The sequence below is a fragment of the Plantactinospora sp. WMMB334 genome (assembly GCF_049179095.1).
In the GTDB taxonomy this organism is placed as follows: Bacteria; Actinomycetota; Actinomycetes; order Mycobacteriales; family Micromonosporaceae; genus Plantactinospora.
On the sequence record NZ_JBMHME010000002.1, the window covers coordinates 7631154 to 7653078 of the forward strand.

Annotated in this window: 19 protein-coding genes; 8 read left to right on the forward strand and 11 right to left on the reverse strand. The window is 73.0% G+C overall.

Annotation, left to right across the window (positions count from 1 at the left end):
* The first annotated feature begins 60 nt into the window (after positions 1-60).
* Positions 61-591 carry a SigE family RNA polymerase sigma factor gene (locus tag ACN27G_RS33100; protein WP_421497561.1) on the forward strand — a complete coding sequence of 177 codons (531 nt, stop codon included), beginning with the start codon at positions 61-63 and terminating at the stop codon, positions 589-591.
* Complete coding sequence (locus ACN27G_RS33105; RefSeq protein ID WP_421496569.1) at positions 584-1777, forward strand: hypothetical protein; 1194 nt, start codon at positions 584-586, stop codon at positions 1775-1777. The genes ACN27G_RS33100 and ACN27G_RS33105 overlap by 8 nt, the downstream gene beginning before the upstream one ends.
* A gap of 88 nt (positions 1778-1865) precedes the next feature.
* On the opposite strand, the gene ACN27G_RS33110 is transcribed toward ACN27G_RS33105, so the two are convergent.
* Positions 1866-2843, reverse strand: coding sequence for a GlxA family transcriptional regulator (locus ACN27G_RS33110; protein WP_421496570.1), 978 nt, complete (start codon positions 2841-2843; stop codon positions 1866-1868).
* A gap of 180 nt (positions 2844-3023) precedes the next feature.
* Here ACN27G_RS33110 and ACN27G_RS33115 point away from each other — a divergent pair, with 180 nt between their 5' ends.
* From ACN27G_RS33115 to folE, 4 genes are all read left to right on the forward strand, one after another.
* On the forward strand, positions 3024-3155 hold the full coding sequence (locus ACN27G_RS33115; RefSeq protein ID WP_421496571.1) for a hypothetical protein: 132 nt from the start codon (positions 3024-3026) through the stop codon (positions 3153-3155).
* Positions 3156-3257: 102 nt separating this feature from the next.
* The gene (gene hpt / locus ACN27G_RS33120) at positions 3258-3833 is read left to right on the forward strand and encodes a hypoxanthine phosphoribosyltransferase (protein WP_421496572.1); all 576 of its coding nucleotides are present in this window, start codon (positions 3258-3260) and stop codon (positions 3831-3833) included.
* Between the two features lie 342 nt (positions 3834-4175).
* Entirely contained in the window at positions 4176-6200 is a 2025-nt protein-coding gene (ftsH, locus tag ACN27G_RS33125; RefSeq protein WP_421496573.1) for an ATP-dependent zinc metalloprotease FtsH, read from the forward strand.
* Positions 6201-6241: 41 nt separating this feature from the next.
* Positions 6242-6919: a GTP cyclohydrolase I FolE gene (folE, locus tag ACN27G_RS33130; protein WP_421497562.1), complete on the forward strand. Its 678-nt coding sequence runs from the start codon at positions 6242-6244 to the stop codon at positions 6917-6919.
* A 153-nt stretch (positions 6920-7072) separates the two neighbouring features.
* On the opposite strand, the gene ACN27G_RS33135 is transcribed toward folE, so the two are convergent.
* Both ACN27G_RS33135 and ACN27G_RS33140 read right to left on the reverse strand, forming a co-directional pair.
* Positions 7073-7504, reverse strand: a complete 432-nt coding sequence (locus tag ACN27G_RS33135; protein ID WP_421496574.1) for a hypothetical protein — start codon at positions 7502-7504, stop codon at positions 7073-7075.
* Positions 7501-10395, reverse strand: a complete 2895-nt coding sequence (locus ACN27G_RS33140; protein WP_421496575.1) for an FtsK/SpoIIIE domain-containing protein — start codon at positions 10393-10395, stop codon at positions 7501-7503. Before ACN27G_RS33140 ends, ACN27G_RS33135 begins: the two co-directional genes overlap by 4 nt.
* Before the next feature lie 248 nt (positions 10396-10643).
* Between ACN27G_RS33140 and ACN27G_RS33145 the strand changes: the two genes are divergently transcribed.
* Positions 10644-11210, forward strand: coding sequence for a hypothetical protein (locus tag ACN27G_RS33145; RefSeq protein WP_421496576.1), 567 nt, complete (start codon positions 10644-10646; stop codon positions 11208-11210).
* Between the two features lie 15 nt (positions 11211-11225).
* On the opposite strand, the gene ACN27G_RS33150 is transcribed toward ACN27G_RS33145, so the two are convergent.
* Positions 11226-11855 carry a hypothetical protein gene (locus ACN27G_RS33150; protein ID WP_421496577.1) on the reverse strand — a complete coding sequence of 210 codons (630 nt, stop codon included), beginning with the start codon at positions 11853-11855 and terminating at the stop codon, positions 11226-11228.
* Between the two features lie 243 nt (positions 11856-12098).
* Between ACN27G_RS33150 and ACN27G_RS33155 the strand changes: the two genes are divergently transcribed.
* A complete protein-coding gene (locus ACN27G_RS33155) occupies positions 12099-12809 on the forward strand; it encodes an alpha/beta fold hydrolase (protein ID WP_421496578.1) in 711 nt (236 codons plus the stop codon).
* Between the two features lie 97 nt (positions 12810-12906).
* On the opposite strand, the gene ACN27G_RS33160 is transcribed toward ACN27G_RS33155, so the two are convergent.
* The 7 genes from ACN27G_RS33160 to ACN27G_RS33190 all read right to left on the reverse strand — a co-directional run bounded on the left by ACN27G_RS33160 (position 12907) and on the right by ACN27G_RS33190 (position 21692).
* Positions 12907-13713, reverse strand: coding sequence for an SAM-dependent methyltransferase (locus ACN27G_RS33160; protein ID WP_421496579.1), 807 nt, complete (start codon positions 13711-13713; stop codon positions 12907-12909).
* A gap of 80 nt (positions 13714-13793) precedes the next feature.
* The gene (locus tag ACN27G_RS33165; RefSeq protein ID WP_421496580.1) at positions 13794-14927 is read right to left on the reverse strand and encodes a M23 family metallopeptidase; all 1134 of its coding nucleotides are present in this window, start codon (positions 14925-14927) and stop codon (positions 13794-13796) included.
* Positions 14928-14952: 25 nt separating this feature from the next.
* Positions 14953-15495 (reverse strand): hypothetical protein, encoded by a 543-nt coding sequence (locus ACN27G_RS33170; protein ID WP_421496581.1) that lies wholly within the window; start codon positions 15493-15495, stop codon positions 14953-14955.
* Between the two features lie 3 nt (positions 15496-15498).
* Positions 15499-17448 (reverse strand): MFS transporter, encoded by a 1950-nt coding sequence (locus tag ACN27G_RS33175; RefSeq protein WP_421496582.1) that lies wholly within the window; start codon positions 17446-17448, stop codon positions 15499-15501.
* Positions 17449-17450: 2 nt separating this feature from the next.
* Complete coding sequence (locus ACN27G_RS33180) at positions 17451-20906, reverse strand: ATP-binding protein (RefSeq protein WP_421496583.1); 3456 nt, start codon at positions 20904-20906, stop codon at positions 17451-17453.
* 90 nt (positions 20907-20996) lie between these two features.
* Entirely contained in the window at positions 20997-21359 is a 363-nt protein-coding gene (locus tag ACN27G_RS33185; protein WP_421496584.1) for a hypothetical protein, read from the reverse strand.
* A 15-nt stretch (positions 21360-21374) separates the two neighbouring features.
* The gene (locus ACN27G_RS33190) at positions 21375-21692 is read right to left on the reverse strand and encodes a hypothetical protein (RefSeq protein WP_421496585.1); all 318 of its coding nucleotides are present in this window, start codon (positions 21690-21692) and stop codon (positions 21375-21377) included.
* Positions 21693-21925: the final 233 nt, after the last annotated feature.

Below are 21925 nucleotides of genomic sequence, written 5' to 3' on the forward strand. Positions count from 1 at the left end.
GTTCTCCGGAAGTGGCTGGAGGAGACCGGTCACCCGGGGAGGAAGGCAGGTGTGGTCGCGTTGCACAGCGAGACCGGCCCGCGGGTGGTCGCCGACACCGGACCACCACGGCACGTGGAGTTCGAGGAGTTCTACGCGACATGCTTCCAGCCGTTGACGGTGCAGCTCTTCGCGTACACCGGTGACCTCGGTGCCGCCCAGGACCTGGTCCAGGAGGCGTTCGTCCGGGCGCTCGCCCGCTGGCAGCGGATCGCCCGGTACGACGATCCGGCCGCCTGGGTCCGCCGGGTCGCCTGGAACCTCGCCACGAGCCGGTGGCGCCGGGCCAGGACCGCGGCCCGGTTCCTGCAACGCCAGCGTGAGGAGCACGCGGCGCCGCCGAGCCCGGACCGGGTGGCGTTGGCGGCGGCGCTCAGGGTGCTGCCCGGACAGCAGCGGCGGGCGGTGATCCTGCACTATCTCGCCGATCTGCCGGTCGGCGAGATAGCCCGCCAGGACGGTGTCGCCGAGGCGACCGTCCGGTCGTGGCTGCACCGGGGGCGGAAGGCACTCGCGGCCCAACTATCGGAACAGGGGAAGCGGGATGGCTGACTTCGACGACGAGTTGTTGACCGCTGCCTTCGCCGAGTTCCGCGCCGGGACGACGCCGCAGGTGCGGCCGGCCGGAGCGGCCGCGGCGTACGCCACGCTCCGCGGCCGGCGCCGCAACCGGATGGTCGCGGCCGGCGTCCTCGCGGCACTGGTCGTGGCCGGGCCGACGACCGGGTACGTGATGGTGAACCGCGATCCGCACGGCCCGCCGGTGGACGTCGGTGAGTCCTCCACACCCACGCCCACCACGGCCGCGCCGACCTCGCCCCCGCCGACCGGTCGCACGGGCACACCGTCGGCGGCCCTCGATGGCAGGATCAGCAGGGCCGTGTTGGACGGTGCGACGCTCGACCTCCCGCCCTGGGGGCCGCACGCGACCGCCGACGGCTGCCCCTCGGGTCCGACGACGTTCTCGAACGGCTCCCATCCCGTCCGGGACTCGATGTCGATCTGGATCGAGGACGTGCTGCACCTCCAGGCCGACGGCGAGGGCACGGTCGACACGGTGGTGCGGTTCGCCTGCGGCGACCAGGGCAGCACCTTCCAGGTGGTGGCCTTCGACCGGAGCGCCGACGGCCGGATCCGCACGATCGGGCAGGTCCTGACGCAGACCGCGAGCGTCCGGACGATCGCCGGCATCCGGGCCGGCGAGGGCGGCCGGATCGACGCCAGGGTCGGCGATCTCCCGGCCTTTCTCCGCGGCCTGGAACCGGCGCCCCACACGCAGTTCCAGTGGCGGAGTTACGGCTGGGACGGTGACCGGTTCCGGCAGGTCGGCGGTCCGGCGGCGTTTCCGGCCAACCCCAGGGTCACCGACTACTCCGTCGCCAGCTCGGACCTGGTGTTCGGGCCGCCGGTGGACGGGGTACGGACCGGCTCGGTGACGGCGACCGTGCGCAACCTCGGCAGGACGGCGTTGCCGTTCAGGCTGGCGATGACCCTGCCGGGTGGGCTGACCCTGGTGGCACCGGACGGCTGTGTGACGGACACCCGTGACGCCGTCTTCAGCGTGGACTGCGACCATGCCCCGCTCGCCCCCGGCAGGGCACGGGAGGTGGTGTTCAGGTTCACGACGCCGGTGCCGGTGAGCTCGTGGGCGCAACCGCGTGTCGGCGTGTCGGTCGGCGAGGCGTACGGCGACCCGGAGCGGGAGAACAACGAGGTCGATCTCAAGATCGTGTTCTGACGCCGCCGGTCGCCGCCGGGGCCGGCCGGTCCGTCCGCCGGGTGCCGACCGCCGGTGGGCTGACCCGATCTCTGCGGTCCGGGCCGACTCAGCCCACCGGTGCCCGGCCGGGGTCGCGGCCCCGGAAGGTGGAGCGGTAGGCGTGCGGGGTGGCGCCGACCCGCCGCCCGAAGTGGTGCCGCAGGGTGGCGGCGTCGCCGAAGCCGGCCCGGGTGGCGACCGCCTCGATGCTCAGTTCGGTCTCCTCCAGCAGCCGCCGGGCCAGCAGCACCCGCTGGTTGGTGATCCAGTCGTGCGGCGTGGTGCCGGTCTCGGCCCGGAACCGCCGGGCGAAGGTGCGGGGCGCCATGTGCGCCCGCCCGGCCAGGTCGTCGACGGTGAGCGGGCGGTCGAGGTGCGCCATCAGCCAGCCCAGCACCGGCTCCAGGGTCGGTGCGGCCGGGGTCGGTGCGATCGGCGCCTCGACGTACTGCGCCTGCCCGCCGTCGCGGTGCGGCGGCACCACCATCCGCCGGGCCAGCTTGGTGGCGAGCGCCGAGCCGTGCTCCTGACGGACCAGGTGCAGGCAGGCGTCGATCCCGGCCGCGGTGCCGGCGCTGGTGAGCAGGTTGCCGTCCTGCACGTAGAGCGCGTTGCACCGCACCTTCGCGAGCGGGTGCATCTCGGCGAACTGGTCGGCGTACTTCCAGTGGGTGGTGCACTCGCGTCCGTCGAGCAGGCCGGCCGCGGCCAGCACGAAGGCACCGGAGCAGACGCTGAGCACGTACGCCCCCCGGTCGGCGGCCCGGCGCAGCGCCGCCAGCACGTTCGCCGGGACCGCGGCGCCGATGGCGCTGGTCGCCGGCACGGCGACCAGGTCGGCGTCCTCGACCGGGCCGAGATCGGCGCTCGGGGTGAGCTGGAAGCCGGACCGGGTGCGGATGGGTCTGCCGTCGGAGGTGCAGACGTCGAAGCGGTAGCCGGGGAAGCCGTCGGCGACCCGGTCGGTGCCGAAGACCTCGCAGAGCACGCCCAGCTCGAAGGGGGCGACCGGGTCCAGCGCGATGACGGCAACGTTCCGCAGCATGGATCGACGATAACCGAGAAGTGGCAGGAAATCGAGGGTGCATGGCAAAGCTGCCACTGTCCGGCGAGTACCGTCCGGCGCAGACTGGTAGTCGTAACAGCCGGTGCGCACCGGCGGCGAACCCACCGGTCGGGCCCGTGAAGACGGGCCGACCGCATCGACTGCGGAGGTCACGCCGCCATGGAACTCTTCGTCCTGCTCTTCTTCCTCGTCCTGCTCCTCGCCTCCGTGCTGGGGCTCACCGCCGACAGCCGTGACTCGGCCGACTGGCGGCCCAGCAACGGCGGACGGCGGTCGTCGCCCCGTGGCTGACGGGCCGTGCCGGGGAGTTCGCACCTGGCCAGCCGGGGTGGCGCCGTGCCGAAGGGGCCGCCCCGGCGACGGACGCGAACGGGCGTACGGCAGGCTAGGCGCATGGCTCAGGGCTCCTGGTACGACGCCGACATCGACCACGTGATCATTTCGGAGGAGCAGATCCGGGAGAAGATCGCGGAACTGGCCAAACAGGTGGCAGCGGACTACGTCGCCGTCACGGACCGGCTGCTCCTGGTCTGCGTACTCAAGGGCGCGGTCATGTTCATGGCCGACTTCGCCCGGGCGCTCGGCCGGCACGGGCCTCCGACCGAGCTGGAGTTCATGGCCCTATCCTCGTACGGGCAGGGCACCACCTCCTCCGGTACCGTCCGGATCCGCAAGGACCTGGACCGGGAGATCGCCGGCCGGCACGTGGTGGTGGTGGAGGACATCATCGACTCCGGGCTCACCCTCTCCTGGCTGCTGCGCTACCTGGAGTCCCGGGAGGCGGCCAGCGTCGAGGTGGTCGCGCTCTTCCGCAAGCCGGACGCGATCAAGGTCCGGGTGCCGGTGAAGTACGTCGGCTTCGACATCCCGAGCGAGTTCGTGGTCGGCTACGGGCTGGACTTCGGTGAGCGCTACCGCGAGGTGCCCTACGTCGGCGTGTTGAAGCCCGAGGTCTACGCCCGGTCCTGAGGTCGCCGTCCCGTCGTCGACCGGAATCGCCGCCCGGTCCGCCCTGACCGTCCTGGGTGTCGGCGCCGAAATATCGAGGCGACGTACAGCGCACTTTCAGGAAACGCGGTTACGGTATGCGGTGGTGGCGCGGAAGCCAACCTGCTACCCCAGGGCTCGCAGGCTCGCTCCTCGCGTTAACGGTGTACCGTCGAATGACCGCGGCGCGGTACCAAGCGCCCGGCGTCGGAGCCGGCCCGCAGGGGGCGGCACCGGCCCGCCGCTCCGGCGGCGGCAGCAGGCAACCAGACGATCAGGACGTCGATCAGGAGGGTCCGGGCGTTTACGGCGCTCGACAACAGCATGGAACGTACGCGTTTCTTCCGCCGCCCGGTGGTCTGGATCATCCTGGTGATCATCGGTGCGATAGCGCTCAGCTCATTCTTCAGTGGTGGCCCGAGCTATCACAAGGTCGACACCAACGTGGTGCTCGACCGGCTCAACCAGGGTGGCATCGAGAAGGCGATCTTCCAGGACAAGGAGCAGACGCTCCAGCTCGACCTGGCCGAGTCGGCCAAGTTCGGCGACACGGACACCGACAAGATCCAGGCCCAGTTCCCGTACGAGGTGAGCGACGAGGTCTGGAACCAGGTGGCCGCGGCCAAGGCGGCCGGCCGGATCACCGGAGCGACCGACACGGAGGTCTCCGGCGACAATCTCTTCGTCTCGCTACTGGTCAACCTGCTGCCGATCGCCATCCTGGTGATCCTGCTGCTGCTCTTCATGTCGCAGATGCAGGGCGGCGGGTCCCGGGTGCTCAACTTCGGCAAGTCCAAGGCCAAGATGATCACCAAGGACACCCCGAAGACCACCTTCGCGGACGTCGCCGGCTCCGAGGAGGCCGTCGAGGAGCTGCACGAGATCAAGGACTTCCTGCAGAACCCCGGGAAATACCAGGCCCTCGGCGCCAAGATCCCCAAGGGTGTGCTGCTCTTCGGCCCGCCCGGTACCGGTAAGACGCTGCTCGCCCGCGCGGTGGCCGGCGAGGCCGGCGTGCCGTTCTACTCGATCTCCGGCTCCGACTTCGTCGAGATGTTCGTCGGTGTCGGCGCGAGCCGGGTCCGCGACCTCTTCGAGCAGGCCAAGGCGAACGCCCCGGCGATCGTCTTCGTCGACGAGATCGACGCGGTCGGCCGGCACCGTGGCGCCGGCATGGGCGGCGGCCACGACGAGCGCGAGCAGACGCTCAACCAGCTCCTGGTGGAGATGGACGGCTTCGACACCAAGGGCGGCGTGATCCTGATCGCCGCCACCAACCGGCCGGACATTCTCGACCCCGCGCTGCTGCGCCCCGGCCGCTTCGACCGGCAGATCGCCGTCGACACCCCCGACATGGAGGGCCGCAAGGCGATCCTGCGGGTGCACGCCAAGGGCAAGCCCTTCTCGCCCGACGTCGACCTCGACGCGGTGGCCCGGCGTACCCCCGGCTTCACCGGTGCCGACCTGGCCAACGTGATCAACGAGTCGGCGCTGCTGACCGCCCGCAGCGACAAGCGGGCGATCTCCAACGAGTCGCTGGAGGAGTCGATCGACCGGGTGGTCGCCGGCCCGCAGCGCCGGACCCGGGTGATGAGCGACAAGGAAAAGAAGATCACCGCCTACCACGAGGGCGGGCACGCGCTGGTGGCGTGGGCGCTGCCGCACTCCGCCCCGGTGCACAAGGTCACGATCCTCTCCCGCAGCCGCTCCCTCGGGCACACCCTGGTGCTGCCGACGGAGGACAAGTACACCCAGACCCGGGCCGAGATGATCGACACCCTGGCGTACGCGCTGGGCGGCCGGGCCGCCGAGGAACTCGTCTTCCACGAGCCGACCACCGGTGCCGCGGACGACATCGTGAAGGCCAGCGCGTTGGCCCGGGCGATGATCACCCAGTACGGCATGAGCAGCAAGCTCGGCGCCATCAAGTACGGCACCAGCGGCGACGAGCCGTTCCTGGGCCGCAACATGGGGCACGAGCGGGACTACTCCGACGCGGTGGCCGCCGAGATCGACGCCGAGATCCGGTCGCTGATCGAGCTGGCCCACGACGAGGCCTGGGAGATCCTGGTCGAATACCGGGACGTCCTGGACAACCTCGTGCTGGAGCTGATCGAGAAGGAGACCCTCTCCACCGCCGACATGGCGCGGATCTGCGCCCGGGTGGTCAAGCGGCCGCCGATGGCACCTTACAACGGCTTCGGCAAGCGGCAGCCGTCGACCGAGCCGCCGGTGCTCACCCCGGGCGAGAAGGAGAAGCTCAAGGCGCAGGCCGAGGCGGACGGCGTCCAGGCGACGATCGGCAACAACACCAACAACACGACGCCCAACTCGGACGGTCCACACTGAGCGCAGCGTTTTCACAGGCCGCCGGCGGTGACGCCGGCGGCCTGTCCGCGTCCGCCACCGAGCCCGACGGTGACGAGGAGCTGGACTACCTCGCCGCCCGGCTGGTCAACGGCAATCTCACCGGCCGGCCGGTGGAGGAGGCCGTCGACCTGGCCCGGATCGAGAAGGCGGTGCGGGAGATCCTGACCGCCGTCGGCGAGGACCCCGACCGGGACGGCCTGCGGCAGACCCCGGCCCGGGTGGCCCGGGCGTACGCGGAACTCTTCGCCGGGCTGCGGGTCGATCCGGCCCAGGTGCTCAGCACCACCTTCGAGGCCAATCACGAGGAGCTGGTGCTGGTCCGGGACATCGACGTGATGAGCCTCTGCGAGCACCACCTGCTGCCGTTCCGGGGCTCGGCGCACATCGGTTACATCCCGGGGGAGAGCGGCCGGATAACCGGGCTCTCCAAGCTGGCCCGGCTGGTCGAGGTCTATGCCCGCCGCCCGCAGGTGCAGGAGCGGTTGACCTCGCAGATCGCCGACCTGCTGATGGACAGACTCGAACCGCGCGGCGTCCTGGTGGTGCTGGAGTGCGAGCACATGTGCATGGCGATGCGCGGCATCCAGAAGGCCGGCGCCAAGACCATCACCTCGGCGGTGCGCGGCCTGCTGCAGCGGGACGCCAAGTCGCGGGCCGAGGCGATGATGCTGATCCTCGGCGCCAACCGCACCGCCTGAACCGGGCCCCGCGACTTCCCGGCCGACCCGCCGTCGCCCCGCCTCGCCGCGCGGTGGCCGGACCGTCGTTTCCGCGCGTCCGGCCGACGATGCTCGCGGCACCCGTCCGCCGATCTGCGGCACCCGGTCCGCCTGTCCGAGGCGCCGGTCCGGCTATCTGACCAGCCAGAATCCGCCGAGGCAGAGCAGGGACAGCACGCAGAGCACCGCCAGTGCGAGCGCGCCGTAGAGCAGCGTCCGGGGCCAGGGCAGTGGGCCCGCACCGGGCAGCCGGGTGGCGGCGTCGGCGGCGTCCGCGGTCGCCCGGGCGGCCCGCAACGCCGCCAGCACCGCCTGCGGGCCGCCGGCCATGGCCTGACCCGCCGCCGCCACCTCCGGCTCGGAGGGCACCAGGTCGGCCTCGGCGACGCCCAACGCCCGCAGCCGGGACTGCTGCGGCACCAGCCGGGCCCGTACCCCGGCCAGTTCCGCCAGGGCGCTGTGCACGCCCCGGTCCTGCTCGGCGGCGGCGCCGGCCGCGGCCCGACGAACCGCGTCCAGCCCACGGGCGGCGGCCAGGTAGTCCTGCCAGGGGTCGCCGCTCATGCCGTCCCCTCCCTGCGGTCCGGTGCGCCGTACGGGACGACCAGGCTGGCCCGGTCGGTGCGGCGGTCGTAGAGCAGGGCCCGGCCGGGACGGGGGCGCCAGCCGACCGCCCGGCCGAGCAGCCGGGTCACCTCCGGCTCGGGCACGTCGAGGAAGACCAGACCGTCGATGATGGCCGGTGCCTCAACCTCCGGGCCGCCCTCCGCACCGGCGCCGGGCTCCGGGTCGGCGGATGGTCCGGGCTCCGGCGGCACGGCGACCAGGTCGGCGAACGGGCGTATCGCCCGCCACCAGCCGAGCAGGTGCACGCCCCGGGCCGGCCCGTCGCGCAGCAGGGCCCGGAGCCGGTCCGCCGCCAGTCCGCCCGGCGCCGGGGAGTCTGGTGCTGGGGAGTCCGGTGCCGGGGAGTCCGGTGCCGGGGAGTCCGGTGCCGGCGGGCCCGGGGCCGGGGGGTCTGGGAGGAGGTCGTCCAGGCCGAAGGCGACCAGGTAGCCCGGGCCGGGCAGCGCCAGCGCGTCGGCCAGCCCGGCGGCGCCGACCAGGTCGACCCGGTGCCGTCGGCCGAGCGTGGCGGCCAGCGCCGTCGCGACCGGGTCCGGCCCGGCGATGGCGATCACGAATTCGACGCTTCCGGCGGGATGCCGCGCGGCGAGTCCCCGGGCCGCACCGGCCAGCACCCCGGCGCCGGCCGGATCCGGCCCGAGAACCGCGAGGTGCCGCCCGGGTGCTTTGTCAAGCCGCAGCTCCGCAGGGCGCGGCGACACGTCGACCAGCATCCCGACCGGCGCACAGCCGGACACCCGCCCTCCGGCGACAGCCTCCGGATCTTCCGTCGCGACAGCATCCGGCCCGTCTCCGGGCGGAACCGGGGGGAGGGGCGGGGACAGATATCCGGTGAAGACCGCCGGACCGCTCGTACCGGCGGGTCGGTCCGCCCAGAGCCGGTGCCGTAGCCCGCTGAGCGCGCCCGGATCGGCGTACGGGTCGGGATACCGGATGATCCGCTCGTGTCCCCGGGTCGCGCCGCGCGGCCCGCCGAGACCGCCGGCGGTGTTCACCACCGCCGTGCCCACCGGCAGGCCCGCCGCCGAGTCGTTCGCCGGCTCCAGCACGTCCGCGCCGCCGGGCAGGGCCACCCGGACCGGAAACTGCCCGAGCAGCGAGTCCCGCCGGGCCCGCAACGCGGCCAGCACCGGCGTCGGGCGACCGGTGAGGATCAGGTGTACGCCCCCGGCCCGGCCCCGCCGGGCCACCGACTCCAGCCGGGCCAGCGCCTCGACACCGACCGCGTCCTCCTCGGCGAGCAGCAGTGCGAACTCGTCCAGCACGCAGACGATCCGGGGCGTCGGCCGCTCGGCCGACCCGTCGGCACCGCGCCGCTGGGCGGGCACCGACGGTGTCGCCGCCGGCTGCTGCCGGTCCGCGGATGGCGGGGAGGCGTCAGCCGCTTCCCGGCGAGCGAGTTCCCGGCCAGCGAGTTCCCGGCGGTCGAGCTCGGCATCGAGCTCGCGGAGCACGGTGAGACCGTACTCCCGGTCGGCCTGCATCCCGACCACCCGGACGTGCGGCAGCCACGGCCGGCCCGGCCCGGTGCCCCCGTCCGCCGGTTCCGGGACGAATTCGGTGAACGCCCTCCCGTCGGCGAAGTCGACCAGATAGAGCGCCAGCTCGCCGGGGCGGTAGCGACTGCAGAGCCCGTAGAGCACGTTGACCAGGAACGCGGTCTTGCCGGCACCGTCCCGCCCGCCCACCAGCCAGTGCGGGGTGCGGTCGTCGAAGCCGAGCGTCACGGTCCGTTCGCCGTCGTGCCCGACCGGCGTGCTCAGCCCGTCGCCGGCCGACTCCGTCCAGAACCCGTCCGGCGCGTCCGGCAGCAGATCGTGCAGGGTACGGCGGTAGTCGGCGTGGAACCGTGCGGCCAGGTCCCGGCAGACCCGGTCGAGCAGCGGGGCCGGTGGAGACTCGTCGAGGAAGACCGGCGCGTTGAGCCCGGTGCCCGGCAAATGCGGTCCCGGAGCGCTGAACGACGCCCCGGGCGGATCGCCGACCAGGGCGTAAGGGTTGCGCATCGCGATCATCGTGGCGCGGGAGAGCGGCGCGACGCTGGTCTGCGCGGTCAGCGGCGGGGGCGGCCAGCCGGCGACCACCAGGTGCAGCCCCGCCTCCGGCCCCTCCCGGGCCAACGCGCCGATCCGGGCCAGGTCGGTCGCCTCGGTCAGCTCCGGCAGCGAGCCGAGCACCACCAGCAGGGTGCGGTCGTGCCGGTTGTAGCGGGCGGCGGCCGGCCGGGTCGGGCGTACCCAGTGCTCGGCCTCGGCCAGCACGGCGCGCAGGCCGGTGCGGTCGGCGACCGGCGGCGGCATCAGGCCGGCGTCGGCGAGCGGTGCGAAGGGCGCGAAGAGCTGCCCCTCGGTGGCGGCGTCGACGGCCCGCACCAGCAGCGAGCCGGCCGGGGCGGCGGCGAGCAGCCGGAGCAGTACGCAGCGGAGCAGCCCGGCCACCCGGGGATCGCGGCTGTCCGCGTCGACGGTGAGGTGACCGGTGCCGAGCAGCGGCACCACCACCGGAAACCGGGCGTCGTCCAGCGGCTGGGCGGTGCCGATCCGGACGAAGGCCGGCGCGGCCGGACCGCCCAGCGGCGCGTCCTCGGACTGGGCGTCCAGCGGGGCGCCGAGCCAGCCGGGGGCGAGCAGGCTGGCGGCGGCGCGTAGCCGTTCGGCGAGTTCGTGTTGCTCACGCTGGTCGGCGGGGACCGGACGGAGCGCGTCGAGGGCGCTGCTCGCGGCGGCGGTGGTGGCGGCGGCCCGGCGGTGCAGCGCGGCCGCGGTGCCGGCGGCGGCCCGCCAGCGTAGCGTGGCGGCGTGGCCGGTCGGTCCCCTCCAGGTGTCCACCGCACCAACTCCCTCGTCCTGCCCTGAGACGGTATCCCAGCGCGGCGGCATTCTCGCGGACCTCCCACGGCACTCGCGCAAGGAAGGGCCCCTTCTTATCGCTTTCTGTAGAAGAAGGGCCCCCGCCTAACCCGCCGAGACCCGGCGCGGCGGCGGCGTGGCGGAGCGTGAGCTGGCGTTGGCGTTTGGTTATCAAGCTGGAATTTCCGCCCATTGGGTACGGGACCGCCAGCGGCTAGCCTCAGGGGGTGGAATCAGTGCACCCCCCGGCCGATTCCCAGGTGTCCCGGGTTCCGTCCCAGCGGACCCCACCCGGGCAGGCCGTCGGCGAGCCGGTCGCGCCGCCACCGGCGCCGCGCCGGCGGCGCCTCGGCCTGGTGCTGGCGGTGGTCGGCGGTGCGCTCGCACTGTTCTGCCTGGCCGGTGCCGCCATCGGATACGTCGCCTACGACCGGTTCACCGCGCCCGACCGGAGCAGCCCGAGCGTGGTGGTGGACAACTACCTGAGGGCCTTCCTGGTCGACGAGAACGACGTACTGGCCGAGCAGTTCGAGTGCGCCGACCGCGCCGGACTGGCTCCACTGGAGACGCTCCGGGCCGACCTGGCGGCCCGGGAGCGGCAGTTCCAGATCACCTTCGTGGTCAAGTGGGGGCCGCTGGACGTCCGCGCCCAGGAGTCGACCGCCGAGGTGCTCGTGGAGCTGGTGATCTCGTACCGGGTCGACAACCTGGCCCAGACCGATCACCAGCCGTGGCGGTTCGTGACCGAGCAGGACGACGGCTGGCGGGTCTGCGAGGCCGCCCCGGCGGGCTGAGCGGGGGCTGACCGGTCACTCGACCCAGAGTAGGTGGACCGGGACCTCCAGCGTGGTGGGCGGCCGGCCGCTCCACGCCCAGCGGTACCAGTCGAGCTCGGCGGTGACGCGTACGCAGATGTCCCCGTCGGCGCTGGTGTGGACCTCGGTGACCGCGCGCAGGTCGCGCCGCTCGACGGCGTCGGCGACCTGGACCACCCGGCGGCCGGCGACCGCGTCCGCCTCCACCACCGGCACCGGGGCCCGGTGCGTCGGCGCGTCCAGCGAGACCAGCCGGGAGATCACGTCCGGCCGGGTCGGTCGGGGGATCGGCGGCGCGGCGGCGTCCCGGCCGGAGACCTCGCCGAGGGTTTCGACCCAGACCCGCTCCGCCGGCACCAGCGGGGCGAAGACCTCGATCTGCTCGGCCTCCGCCCTGTACCACTCGTGTTCGGCCAGCACCGGCACGTAGGTGCGGCTGCCCTGCACCACCCGCTCGTCGGCCCGCAGGTCGGCCCGCCAACCGAGGCCGGGCAGGCCGACGAGGACCCGACACCCCCGCAGGTCCGTCCGGTCGGCCGCGGCGGCGATCACGATCGGACGGGGTGGCGCCGGGGCCCAGTCGGGCTGCCCGGCGAACGGATCGGGAAGTGGATCGTGGCTCACGGGTCGCTCGACCTATCTGTAGATCCTCGGTTGACCGCAGCTTGAACCCTCACCTGGCTATTTTCCAGGCTCTCCCGTCGACTTTCCAGGTTCTTCGGCCTGCGCCGTGCCCCGTCGCCCGCGGCCGCGCCGGCTCCGGTCCGCGCCGGGCGGTGATCCGGACCGGAGCCGGATCCGTCGCCGACGTGTTCGCCGGCAACGAACATGCGCTGCGACGCCGTCCGGCCCGGCTAGGGTGGGCGGATGGAGCGCGATCTTGGTGAGCTGCGCAGCGTCGACGTCGGCGGGTTGACGATGGTCTACCGGGTTGCCGGCGACCCGGCCGCCCCGCCGATGCTGCTGCTCCACGCGCTCGGCGAGAGCGGGCACGACTGGCGGGGCGTGCTCCCCGAACTCGCCCGGACGCACCGGGTGCATGTCCCGGACCTGCGCGGGCACGGCGCCAGCGGCTTTCCCGGGCAATACTCCTTCGAGCTGATCCGCGACGACGTGCTCGGTTTCCTCGACGCGCTCGGGGTGCCGGAGACGGTCCTGATAGGGCATTCGCTGGGCGCCGTGGTCGGGTTGCTCGTCGCCGACGCCGCGCCGCACCGGGTGCTGCGGCTGGTCCTGGAGGACGCCCCGCCGCCCAAGCCGGGTGCGTTGGACCGGCCGCCGCTGGAGCCACCGGACGAGCCCCTGCCATACGACTTCGCCGTCGTCAACGCCATCCGCCACCAGCTCACCAACCCCGATCCGCAGTGGTGGGAGCGCAGCGCCGACATCGCCGTCCCGACGCTCGTGGTCGGCGGAGGCCCGGAGAGCCAGATTCCGCAGGAGATACTCGCGGAGTTGGCCGGGCGCATGCCGGACGCCAGGTTCGTGACGATCGCCGCCGGTCACCACGTACACCGCAATCAGCCGGCCGCCTTTGTCGCCGTGGTCCGCGGTTTCCTGAGCCTCGGCCCCGCATAGGCCGCGCAGACGGACGTCTGCGATGCCCTGTGACGCCCGCCGACCCGTGACTCGCGAACAGGTTGCCCTCGTGGCTGACCGGCGTCGAGAGGCTCACTCAGCCGATGCGGCCGACGCCGCCGAACAGGTAGACCTCCGGCTCGTCGGACTCCGGGTCGGGGCGCCAGCGCGAGCACGTGACGACGCCGGGCTCCAGTAGATCCAACCCGTCGAAGAAGCGTTCGAGCTCCGTCTTGGTCCTGGCGCGGATCGGCGTGCCGCCGCGCTCGGTGGTCTCCCGCATCGCGCGCAGCATCGGCTCGCCGTGGATCTCCGCGGTGGAGTGGGTGAGCACCAGGTAGCTGCCGGTGGGCATCGCCTGCACCAGCTGCGCGACGGAGCCGTACGCCACGGCGTCGTCCATGAGGTGGTTGACGACGCCGAGAAGCATGAGCCCGATCGGCTGCGAGAAGTCGAGCGTCTGCCGCGCGGCCGCGAGTATCGTCTCCGGCTGCCGCAGATCGGCTTCGACGTAGTCGCAGCTGCCTTCCGACGTGCTGGCCAGGAGTGCCCGCGCATGCGCCATGACGAGCGGGTCGTTGTCGATGTAGACCACCCGGCAGCGCGGGTCGAGGGACTGCGCGACCTCGTGGGTGTTGTCCGCCGAGGGGAGCCCGGTGCCGACGTCGAGGAACTGACGGATGCCGGCATCCTCGACGAGGAACCTGACCACGCGCTTGAGGAAAGCGCGCTCGGACCTGGCCCCGATGGGGATGTCCGGGATGTGCGCGATCACCTCGTCGCCGGCGGCCCGGTCGACCGCGAAGTGATCCTTGCCGCCGAGCCAGTAGTTCCAGATCCGCGCCGAGTGTGGAACCGTGGTGTCCAGTTTGGAGCCTGAGGGAACCGCCCGGTCCTCGGTCATGCGGACATTCTTCCGCACTCGAGGGGCGGTGACGCAAGTGGGGCGCCGAGGCGAGGAGGAGTTCCCACCGCAGGCTTCAGCTATCCGCGGTCGGCCAGCGGCGCGCCCCGCAGCCGCATGAACGGCACCGGGTCGGTGGCACCGGCACTGCTCCGGTCGCCGCGCAGGTGCACCTCGAAGTGCAGGTGCGGCCCGGAGGAGTTGCCGCTCGACCCGACCCGCCCGATCACCTGCCCGGCCTCCACCGTGTCGTTCTTCGACACCATCGGTCGGGTCACCATGTGGCAGTAGCGGGTGATCACGTTGCCGGCGTGCAGGATGTCGACGAACCAGCCGCAGCCGCCCTTGCCCGGAAAGCCGTCCACGTCGCAGCTCAACCGGCCGCGCCGGTCGGGATCGCAGCGGGAGACGATCACCCGGCCGCCCGCCGCCGCCCGGATCTCGGTGCGGTACTTCGCCGCCGGGATGTCGACGCCGTTGTGCGACGGCCGCTGGCGGGTCTGGAAGCCGGAGGTGACCGCGCCGGGGACCGGTGCGGTCCAGCCCGAGGCGGCGATCTCCGCTCCCTCGGCGCAGTCGAGCTCGAGATCGGTGCCGGCGGCCCGGGCCGCCCCGCCGGTCAACGCGTTCACGATGTCGGTCGCCAGCGGCTCGTGCTTGGCGTACGCGTCCGGAAAGGCGCTGATCTGCACCGCCTGGGCGGCCCGGGTCAGGGAGCGGCGCTGCCAGTTCCCGATCGTCTTCAGCTTCTCGTAGAACTTCCGGGCCGCGTACTCCGGATTCAGGATCTGCTCCGGGGTGCCCCAGCCGGTGCTGGGCCGCTGCTGGAAGAGCCCGAGCGAGTCGTGGTCGTTGCGGTCGCCGAGATGCCCGAGGTTGTTCAGGGCGGACTCCTGCATGGCGGTGGCGACCGCGATCACCCAGGCCCGGGGTGGCAGCCCCGTCTCCCGGCCGACCTTGATGATGATCGCCGCATTCCGCATCTGCGACGCCTTGTAGGGGCCGACCAGCGGCAGGTCCCCCTCGGTCTTCACCGGGTCGCCGCTGCCGCAGCCGAAGGTGGTCGCCGCCAGGTTCTCCTGCTCGGAGGCGAACATGGTCACCAGGAACGCCCCGGTCCCGCCGCCGCAGCAGAGCAGCGCGAGTACGCCGGTCAGCGCCATCGCCAGCGCGACCCGGCGTACCGGCCGCCGGGCCGGACCCTGCTCGGTCATCGTCGCCCCACCTCCCCGCACCCGCTCAACGCCGTTGCCAGTCCACCGTGTCGACCCGCCAGCGGCCCTCCGCCGCCACCAGGCCGAGCCGCAGCTCGCCGGAGTCGACCGGTACGACCACCTCGACCAGGCTGTCGTTGTGGGGCACGACCACCAGCTCGCCGGTGATCCGGTCGGCCGGCACGGTGACCGGGTCGACGCCGGTCAACTGCTCGACCAGATCGTCGGTGGCGAGCGGCCGGAGACCCTCCTGCCACTCCTGCGCGGTCACGTCGTGGTCGAGCCAGGCGGTGGCGAACGACCGGGCCACCTCCGCCGGCTCCGGGGCGCCGGGGCTGGTCCGGGGCGAGGGCTCCTCGGTCGCGATCAGGCCGTCGTCGCCGGCCGCCGGGTCGGTGATGCTGATCGGGCCGGGCGTCCCGCCGACCAGGCCGGGGCGGTCGTCGCCCGGTCCGGCGACCAGCCGGGCCGCGCCGACGATGCCGATGATCACCACGGCGAGTCCGAGTGCCAACCCGAGCCGGGACCGGAGGATCCGGGTGACGAGGTACTCCAGCGCCCGCCGCATCGGCTACCTCGCCTCGGAGCGGATCCGGGGCGCCCGGGGCGCCGGCGCCGGGTCCGGCGCGGGCGCCGAGTCGGGCCGGTAGATGACGTAGGACGGGTTCTCCACCGGTACGTCGGGCTCGGTCCACTCGGCCGGCCGGCGCCGGGACGGCCGGCTCCGGGACGGCGGTGAACCGGTCGACCGTTCCGGAGCACCGGCCGGGGCGGTCTCGGGCCGGTCGGTGCCCCGGTCGGCCGTTTCCGGGCGGCTGCCGGCACCGCTGGAGACCGCCTCCTCGTGCCGGGTCTCCGGGCGTACGTTGGTCTGCTGGATCACCACGCTCCGGTTCTTGATCCGGATGTCGGTGCGGCGGTCGTCGTCGTCGAGCTGCGAGGCGGCCCGGACGTCCCGGAAGAACCGGCGGTGCCACGACCCGGGCGAGGCGATCACCTGGCTGCTGTCCTTGCCGCCGAGCTGGGTGATCCGGCGGTACGGCCGCAGCAGCAGCCAGCCCACCACCCCGCAGAGCCAGACCAGCACCACCTGGAGCCAGCCGGGAATCGTGGACGTGCCCATCACCAGGTCGACGGCGAAGAGATAGATCGCCGCACCGGTGCCGAAGATGGCGATGTTGAACACGGCCGCCACCACGGCGTTGCCCAGCCGGCGCAGCCCGGCGCTGGCCGGGCGGAGCAGCCCGACCGTGCCGAGCACCGGGGCGGCGATCACGGCCCAGCGGAAGAGCAGGAAGCCGAGGAGCACCAACACCGAGGCGGTCAGGTCGAACATCGCGAAGAGGATCGCGGCCAGGATGGCGATCAGCCCGGCGCCGATCCGGTCCGAGTCCCGGGCGCCGCGCAGGTACTCGTACGCCTCGGGGTCCTCCTGCCGGATCTGCTCGGCGACCTTCATCCACTGTTCCTGCTTGGCCTCGACGGTCGCCTTCCGGGTCTCCGGGTTGGCGGCGATCTTCGCGGTCTCCTCCCAGGTGAACGCCTTGGCGTCGTAGAGCGCCCGCCCGTACTTGCGGGCCGTCTCGCTGTCGGAGGAGCCGAGCGCACCGCGCAGCCAGTTGCGGTAGAGCATCGTCTCGGTCGCGGTGTCGCTGGCCCGCAGCGCCGGCGGCCGGTTGTCCTTGCAGCTCGCCGGGTTGAGCGCGCCGCATCGGTCGGCCGGGATGCTCTTGTCCCGGGGGCCGACCGCCTCGTGCACCACGTTCAGCGTGGTGACCAGGGTGCCGTCCGCGACGTTGGCGGAGTGCACCGGCCAGGCGGCGACGGCGGTCACCGCCACCATCACGAACACGGCCCAGCCGGCCGTGGTCATCGCGTTGCTCATGTCGGACTGCCGGGAGCGCCAGAGCAGATAGATGCCGACGACGCAGAGGGTGATGATCCCGAAGACGCTGAAGACCCGCTCGTAGACGGCCTTGGTGGCCTGCTCGACCAGCGGATCGGCCCAGTCCCACATGCTGCCGGGGTCCCAGGCCCGCTCGCGCAGCGCGTTCGACGCGCCGATGATGCCGGAGGCGATCCGGATCTCGCCGTCGGCGATCTTGTTGAAGACCTTGCTCCCGGGGTCGATCACGTCCGAGGCGCAGCCGCCGGTGTCGTCGTACGTCTCGTAGCTGTAGCCGGCGTTGCCGTACTCGGTGTACATCCCCTTCACGCCCGGCTTGGTGCTCGCCTCCGGGCGGCTGCCGAACCAGCCGCCGAACCCCTGGTCCGGGGCGCCCGGGGTGGGTGCCTTCACGCAGTCGCGGACGTTCTGGCCGACGTCGGCGAGCCGGTCGACGCAGGCCCGGAAGTCGGCCTCCCACTCGGCGGTGGTGCAGAGCGCGGCCTTGGCCCGGGTCGGGACCGGCGCGGCGGAGGCGGGTGCCGTGGCGCCGAGCACCGGCCAGACCAGGGTGGCGGTCGCGAGCACCCCGATCGCGAGCAGCAGGGCGGCGACCCGGGCTCCGATCCTCGCCATCGTTACGCCTCCAGGTCCGCGACGGGGGAGGGCAGGTTGGCCGCGACCGCCTTCGCCGCGACCGGGGTGGTGTCCAGGTGGTCGAGCAGGCCGGGGACGTAGGAGACGTCGACCCGCACCTTCTGCACCCGGCCGTCGACGTCGCGCATCACGAACTCGCGGAAGCCGAGCCGGTCGGCCGAGCCGGCGTCCACGCTGGAGAGCGCGGCGAGGGTCGCCTCGTAGCCGTCGTCGACCGGCACCCGGAGCAGCCGCAGCGCCTCGGAGGCGATGTCGACGTCCTCGGCGATCCGCCCGACGAAGACGGTGGAGACCAGGTTCTGCACGTCGAGGCCGAGGATGTCCTTCGGGTTCTGCGACGAGACCAGCGCGGCGAGGTTCCACTTGCGGGAGTCCCGGGCCAGCCGGACCAGGAAGGACCGGCCGGAGCGCCAGCCCTCCATGAAGTGCGCCTCGTCCAGGCCGACCAGCTTCCGCGACGACATCGACCCGCCGTAGCAGCGGCGTACGGCCAGCCGGTGCGCGGTGTGCAGCATCGGCAGCGCCAGCGCCTCCTCGGCGGACCAGTACTCCCGCTCGATCTTCAGGTCGGGGAGGCGGAGCCCGGCCATGGTGATCACGGTCAGCGTGGCGTCGGCACCGAGCAGCCCTTCCGGCGGGCGGCCGAAGAAGAGCAGCGCCAGCGGCATCTCGGCGGTGTCCAGCAGCAGGTTGGCCAGCTCCCGACCCTCGTCCTCCAGCCCGGCCAGGCAGGCGACCACGTCGTCCAGGGTGGAGGTCTCCTCGGCCGGCACCTGCCGGACCGCGTGCCGGAACAGCGTCGCCGTGGACGCCTCCCGGGCCACCTGCGGCGGCACCAGCATCATGCAGATGTCCTGCACCAGCATCCGCCGTTCGGCGCGGGCGTTGGAGACCGCGATCTGGAACTCCCGGTCACCGGCGGCGCCGGCCGGGAACTCGGTGCGCAGCGGGGTCGGGATCAGCGCGTACGGCGCCAGGGTGCCGTGCTCCGAGCCGGTCAGGTTCAGCACCCGCGAGTGCGGTCGCAGCTCCGGCATGGCGCAGAGCCGGGCCAGTGGGCCGGAGGGGTCCAGCAGGGTCACCTGCACCCCGCGCCGGGCGGCCAGATAGCCGAGCGCACCGAGCAGGGTCGACTTGCCACCGCCGGGCTCGGCGACGAAGACGGCGAGCCCGGAGCGCTCGCGTACCTCCATCGGGAAGTGCAGGTCGAGGAAGACCGGCCGGCGGCAGGTGCCGGCGGTCCGGCCGATCAGGTCGCCGCGCCGGTCGCCGACGGTGGAGGCGGCCTGCGGCAGCGCGGCGGCGAGCAGGTTGACCGGCATCCGACGCAGGTAGCCGGTGTTGGCGATCGGCTCGCCGGGGATGAACTCCCGGGCCAGCCAGTCCTGGTTCTTCGGATGCTGGAGCGAGATCCGCAGCTCCCGGCTGTAGAGCTGGATCAGCCGCCGGGCCCGCTCCAGGCACTCCTCCCGGTTACGCCCGCCGACCGCGATCCGGTGCCAGCCGTGCGCCCTCGCCGACTCCACCGGCAGCCCGGTGGTCATCTCGTCGCCGATCACCAGGGCCCGCTTGGCCAGCCGCTCCAGCTCGGGCGGGGCGTCGATGCCGTGCTCGGCGTAGTCGAGCTGCTGGGAGCGGATCATCCGCAGCCGGTGCTCCAGATTGCGGAACGAGTCGTTGGGGCCGAGGATGTCGACCCGGGTGGAGATCTCCATCGGCCAGGGCAGCCGCTCGTGGAAGTGCAGCCAGGGCTCGTGCCGCTCCGGGATCTCCAGCGGCTCCATCCGGCCCACCGCCAGCACCGCGACGTGCCGCTCCTCGCCGGTCATCCGGTTGACCAGCTTGACGGTGGAGCCGTACGGGGTGCGGTAGCGCTCCACCTGCTCGGTGAGGGCGAGCAGGTCGCCACGCTCCCAGTGGCCGTTGGTGACCGGCGAGAGCGTCCCGGGCGGGGCCATGCAGAGCGCCACGGAGCGGTACATCAGCCACTCCAGCTCCTCGGCGGTGACCTGCCGGCCGCGCATGCCGAAGGCGCCGAGCACCTCGTCGAACTGCTCGACCGTGCGGCCCAGCTTGCGGCGCTCGCCGTCGGCGGTGCCCCGGCCGAAGGCCCGGAGGAACCGCTCGGCCAGCGAGTTGCCGAGGGAGCGGCGGGCGAAGGTGACGCCGAGGTAGGTCTGCCCCTCGGCGTGGTTGACCGAGAGCAGGTGCCGTTGGGCGGCGACCAGGTGGTCCGACCAGCTCGGCGCGCCGGCCACCCCGGGCAGCGGCTGCGGGGTGTGGCCGTCGATCGTCCGGGCCCACTCGTCGGCCGGGAACGGTCGGGTGGTCCGGCGCAGGTGCAGCCGGAAGCCGGCGAGGCCGGCGTACTGCTCGGAGATGGCCGCCAGCAGCGCCTCCCGCTCGGCGTCCGGCCGGAACGCCCAGCGCACCTCCGGCAGCCAGTACCAGGCGGTGACGGTGTTGGGGGTGAAGGTCAGGTGACCGGCGATCTCGGTGATGGCCAGCTCGACGGCGGGATCCCGGTCGCCGAAGCGGAGCTTGGGCGCGCGTACCCGCTGGGGTGTGGTCACCGGCTGCGGCCTGGTCGGCTTCGGGGTGCTCCGCCGCTGCTTCGGCGGGCCCGGCGGTGTCTCGCGGGCGGGTCGCGCGGATGGTCGGCGGGCCGGCTGCTCGGCCGGCTCGCGGACGGTCGGCAGCGCCTCGGCGTGCGCGCCGCCGCGCTGCTGTGGCGCCGGACCCGGCCGCCCGGGGTACGTCTCGGCGGGGCCGCCGTTGTGGGTCACCGGCGCGCCGCCCGGCGCCGGGTGGGACACCGCCGCGTCGGGCGGCCAGCCGGCACCGGACGGCGCGCCCGGACCGGGCCGGGCCGTGGACCGTGTCGCGGCTCTGGTGTCGGCGCCCCTGGTGTCGGCGCCCCTGGCATCGGGCTGACCGGGTGCCGCCGCGGGCGCCCGACCGGCGCTGCCGCCCGCCGGGGACTGCTCCGGCTCCCAGGCCGGAAGGCCGACGGTGGCGCCCCGATCCTCGCCCCAACGACCGTGTGGCCGGGACTGCGGCGCGGGCGGGGTGCGGGGGGCCGGTCGGGGTGCGGGCGCGGCCGGCGCCGGCGGTGGGACCGGGCCGGCGCCGAAGAGGTCGAGGAAGGGGGAGTCGATGTCCGGGTGCTCGGCCGGGGCCGGCGGTCGGGCCGGGGCCGCGGCGTGCGGCGGGGCCGGCGGTGGGGCGCCCGGTCGGGATGGACGGTTGCGGGCCGGTGGCTGCGGTGCCTGGAAGACGGCGACTCCACCGTGCCCGGTGTTGCTGAGCAGCGCGGCGTCGTACTCGGCCTCGTCTGCGGGCTCGGACGGCTGGTAGCTGGAGGACTGCGTACCGTTACCGGTGTTGTCGCCCGGCCGGCCGGCCGGGGAGGAGCCCGGCGGAGAGGGACGGGTCATGCCGTCGCCCCGCCCGGCCCGACCGGTTCCGCTGTGCGGTGGCGGGTAGGTCTGGTCTGCTCGATCACGCCGTCACCTCGCTGCGGTCGGTCATGTCAACTGCTCCCGGATCCGGATGCGGGTCGCGACCAGCCGCGGGTCGCGCTGCTCTGTTGCCGGTTCGCGGGTGCGCCGCCAGTCGGTCAGTGCCGTCCGGATGACCATCCGGGCGGGCCGATCGGGGTCGACGTACCGGAAGACGAACGAGGTGGTCACGATCGCGAGCGCGATCTCCCAGGCGGGGATCAGCTCGACCGTGAACGTGAAGAGCCAATGAATGAACATGAAGAGCGGCACCAGCACCATGAAGAGCCCGTACTGCGTGTAAGGCAGGTGGATGGGCAACGTGTAGCCGGGCGGCCCCAGATAGACCAGGCGGGCCCGATAGATGTCGTCGTCGGTGCGCAGCCGCATCTCGTGCTCCGCGGTCTATTCGAAGATCAGGTTGATCAGGTTCTCGCCGACGAAGAACAGCGTCGCCGCCCCGGCGATGAAGGCCAGGCCGAGCAGTGCGATCGCCGAACTGGTCAGCACCTTGGAAACCTCGCCCTTGCTGGCCCGCCCGATGAAGATCACACCGAGCACGGCGAGCAGGATGGGCGCGATGTTGGTGGCGAAGAAGCCGACGATCCCGTCGGTGTCGATTTTGCCCTCGGGCGACGGCTCGGCCGCCACGACGAGGGCGAAGGAGTGGAGCGCGTGCGTGGCAGCCGGCCATGCCGTCTCCACCAGCTCCATGGCGAACATCGGAATCCTCCCCCGGTGCGGTGACGCCCCGCCTCCGCACTGCTGTCAAGCCCGGTCAACCGGGTCGCTCGTGGGGTGTTGATCGACCCTGCGTCCTGCAATCACCGCGAAGGGTGATGGTTTGTGGGCGTTTGTGTCCTGATTTGGCCCATCTCTTAAGTTCTGGCATCTGGCTGATGCGAGCGTACGGCCCGTGCCTGTTTCGAACAAGCGCGGCCGAGTGCCACCGATCC

Bases quoted from the DNA above. Each gene is read 5' to 3' on its own strand.
- ACN27G_RS33105 (WP_421496569.1), top strand. From the start codon at position 584: ATGGCTGACTTCGACGACGAGTTGTTGACCGCTGCCTTCGCCGAGTTC.
- ACN27G_RS33110 (WP_421496570.1), bottom strand. From the start codon at position 2,843: ATGCTGCGGAACGTTGCCGTCATCGCGCTGGACCCGGTCGCCCCCTTC.
- ACN27G_RS33115 (WP_421496571.1), top strand. From the start codon at position 3,024: ATGGAACTCTTCGTCCTGCTCTTCTTCCTCGTCCTGCTCCTCGCCTCC.
- hpt (WP_421496572.1), top strand. From the start codon at position 3,258: ATGGCTCAGGGCTCCTGGTACGACGCCGACATCGACCACGTGATCATT.
- ftsH (WP_421496573.1), top strand. From the start codon at position 4,176: ATGGAACGTACGCGTTTCTTCCGCCGCCCGGTGGTCTGGATCATCCTG.
- ACN27G_RS33135 (WP_421496574.1), bottom strand. From the start codon at position 7,504: ATGAGCGGCGACCCCTGGCAGGACTACCTGGCCGCCGCCCGTGGGCTG.
- ACN27G_RS33155 (WP_421496578.1), top strand. From the start codon at position 12,099: ATGGAGCGCGATCTTGGTGAGCTGCGCAGCGTCGACGTCGGCGGGTTG.
- ACN27G_RS33160 (WP_421496579.1), bottom strand. From the start codon at position 13,713: ATGACCGAGGACCGGGCGGTTCCCTCAGGCTCCAAACTGGACACCACG.
- ACN27G_RS33165 (WP_421496580.1), bottom strand. From the start codon at position 14,927: ATGACCGAGCAGGGTCCGGCCCGGCGGCCGGTACGCCGGGTCGCGCTG.
- ACN27G_RS33170 (WP_421496581.1), bottom strand. From the start codon at position 15,495: ATGCGGCGGGCGCTGGAGTACCTCGTCACCCGGATCCTCCGGTCCCGG.
- ACN27G_RS33175 (WP_421496582.1), bottom strand. From the start codon at position 17,448: ATGGCGAGGATCGGAGCCCGGGTCGCCGCCCTGCTGCTCGCGATCGGG.
- ACN27G_RS33180 (WP_421496583.1), bottom strand. From the start codon at position 20,906: ATGACCCGTCCCTCTCCGCCGGGCTCCTCCCCGGCCGGCCGGCCGGGC.
- ACN27G_RS33185 (WP_421496584.1), bottom strand. From the start codon at position 21,359: ATGCGGCTGCGCACCGACGACGACATCTATCGGGCCCGCCTGGTCTAT.
- ACN27G_RS33190 (WP_421496585.1), bottom strand. From the start codon at position 21,692: ATGTTCGCCATGGAGCTGGTGGAGACGGCATGGCCGGCTGCCACGCAC.